General features: G+C 69.2%; 3 protein-coding genes. All 3 read left to right on the top strand.

Annotation, left to right across the window (positions count from 1 at the left end):
* On the top strand, nt 1-697 hold a 697-nt coding region (gene lspA / locus EG885_RS22150; RefSeq protein ID WP_423227227.1), incomplete at its 5' end, for a signal peptidase II.
* Between the two features lie 30 nt (nt 698-727).
* Nucleotides 728-1249: a DUF3035 domain-containing protein gene (locus EG885_RS22155; RefSeq protein ID WP_131579006.1), complete on the top strand. Its 522-nt coding sequence runs from the start codon at nt 728-730 to the stop codon at nt 1247-1249.
* 24 nt (nt 1250-1273) lie between these two features.
* Entirely contained in the window at nt 1274-2494 is a 1221-nt protein-coding gene (locus EG885_RS22160; protein ID WP_131579008.1) for a cytochrome P450, read from the top strand.
* The last annotated feature ends 272 nt before the right edge of the window (nt 2495-2766 follow it).

Below are 2766 nucleotides of genomic sequence, written 5' to 3' on the forward strand. Positions count from 1 at the left end.
CGGGTGTCGCTGCGCGCGCACGCCCGCCCAGCCTGCGCGCGCAGCGACACCCGCGCGCAGCGACATGCGGCTGGTGATCTGGGTGGCGGCGGCGATCTTTGTGGTCGATCAGGCGCTGAAATATCTGGTCGTCCATATCCTGCAGCTGGACAGGGTCCGCGACATCGACGTGTTCCCGCCCTGGCTGAACCTGCGCATGGCGTGGAATCAGGGCGTGAATTTCGGGCTGATGGCGTCCGAGACGGATCTGATGCGGTGGGTGCTGGTCGGTATCGCGCTGGCCATCTGTGTCTGGGTCTGGATCTGGGTCTGGCGGGCGGCACTGGGCCGGTTCGCGCGGATCGCGGCGGGCCTGCTGATCGGCGGCGCGCTTGGCAATGTGATCGACCGCATCCTGTACGGCGCGGTGGCCGATTTCCTGAACATGTCGCTGCCGGGCTGGCAGAACCCCTACAGCTTCAACGTGGCCGACATCTCGATCTTTGCAGGCGCGATCGGGCTGGTGCTGATGCCGCAGGGCAAGACCGCCCCGCCGGCAGCCACCCCGCGCAAGCGGACTGCGCCCAAGGCGCCCCGATCCAATCCCCCGACCCGGCCCGCAGAACCCACTCAGGCCGAGCTGTTCCCCGGCCCCGATCAGCCGCCTGCCAGACAGCCGGACCAACAGGGTCGTGACGAGGACGGAAAATCCGGCTAGAACGACCGAACGAACCAAAAGGGCAGGAACATGCGGACACGCGCGCTGACGATCGGATTTGCCGCCGCACTGGGCCTTGCGGCCTGTGGGGGCGAACCCCGGCTGAACAACATCAAGGCCGGACAGAACGGCCCGGATGAATTCGCCATCCTGCCCACGCGGTCGCTGGCGATGCCGCCCGATCTGGCGGTGCTGCCCGCGCCCACGCCCGGCGGCGCCAATATCACCGACCCCAACCCGCAGGGCGACGCGGTGGCAGCCCTTGGCGGCAATCCCGACCGTCTGGCCGACCGGGGCATCGCCGCCGCCGATCAGGCGCTGGTGGCCCATGCGGGACGCGTCGGCACCGATCCGCAGATCCGCGAGACGCTGGCCGTGTCGGATGCCGAATGGCGCGCCCGCAACGGTCGCCGCCCGCTGGAGCGGGTGTTCGGCAGCTCGGTCTATCAGCGCGCCTATGCGCCCATGGCGCTGGACGCCCCGACCGAACAGCTGCGCTGGCAGCGGGCCGGGGCGATCACCTCGACCGCGCCTGCCCCTGTCGCCGAGTGACGGACGGGCGATGAAACCCCGGACATGATCACGGCCCTTTTCGACCCCTCGGCCGCCTATTTCGGCGCCAACCCGTGGCCTGCCTATGCCAATCTGCGCGCGCAGCCGGGCCTGCCCTTCTGGCCGGGCGCAGGCGCGCATCTGGCCGCGCGGATGCAGGATGTGCGCGCCATCGCGCTGGACCGGCGCATGGTGCGCGACCCGGCGGCCTTTGCCCCGCCCGACACGGTGCGCCGCCTGCAGGTGGCCGGCAATTTCCACGACATGCCGTATCATGAACGGTTCGTGCAGACCTCGATGCTGGACACGGACGGGCCGGATCACGACCGGCTGCGCCGCGCGGTGTTCCCGTTCTTCACCAAGACCCGGCTGGAGGGTCTGCGCGGCTTTGTCACCGCTTGGGTGGACCGGGCGCTGGACCGGCTAATCGCGCAGGGGCACATCGATTTCGTCGCCGATCTGGCCGCCCCTTTGCCCGGTCAGGTGATCGGCCATCTGATCGGCACGGATGCGGCGCTGGCCCCGCAGATGACCGAATGGTCCGATCAGGTCGTCCGCTATTTCGACATCGACCGCACGCCCGCCAAGAAGGCCCTCGCGGAAGAGGCCACGCGCCTCTTCGCCCTGCTGCTGGAGGATCTGCACCGTGAACGATCCGCCCGGCCCCGCGACGATCTGATGTCGGCGATGATCGAGGCCGAACGCGCGCGCCTTCTGACCCATGACGAGCTGATCGCCACGATCATGCAGATCCTGCATGCGGGGCATGGGTCCACCATCGACGTGATGGGGTCGGGGCTGCATGCGCTGCTGACCCATCCCGACCAGCTGGCGTTGCTGCGCACGACCCCCGACCTGATGGCCCGTGCCGTGCAGGAGATGTTCCGCTTTGCAGCACCCCTGCCCTTCTTTCACCGCTATGCGGCGCAGGATCTGACGATCTGCGGGCAGGACTGGCCGCAGGGGACGAAATTCGGGTTGCTCTATGCCAGCGCCAACCGCGACCCTGCGGCTTTTGCGCGCGCCGACGCCTTTGACATCACCCGCCATCCGAACCTGCATCTGGCCTTTGGCGCCGGGGTGCATGTATGTCTGGGCAACAATCTGGCGCGGCTGAACATGGATATCCTGTTCACCGCGCTGCTGGCCCGCGCCCCGGATCTGGCGCCGGACGGGCCGGTCCGCTGGAAATCCGGGCTGCAGGCCCATGGTCCCCTGACCCTGCCGCTGCGCCTGACACGCTGACCAAGCCGCTTTGCGGCCGCCATCGAGGGGGCCGCCACAGCGGGCGGCGGGTGCAGCCATCCCCACCCCACCGCTGCACATTCCCGCGAGGGTGGCTTGCGCCGCGCAGGGCTGCGGTCCAAGTTCCCGACCAGCAAGAGGAGGTTGCATCGCCCATGCGCCGCATCGCATTCCGTTCCGTCCTGATCCCGGCCTTGGCCCTTGGCACATCGCTGGCATCCCTGCCCGCCTTGGCGCAGGACACCGCGCCCCGCCCCCAAGCACGCCCCCCG

It is taken from the genome of Paracoccus nototheniae (assembly GCF_004335005.1).
GTDB lineage: Bacteria > Pseudomonadota > Alphaproteobacteria > Rhodobacterales > Rhodobacteraceae > Paracoccus > Paracoccus nototheniae.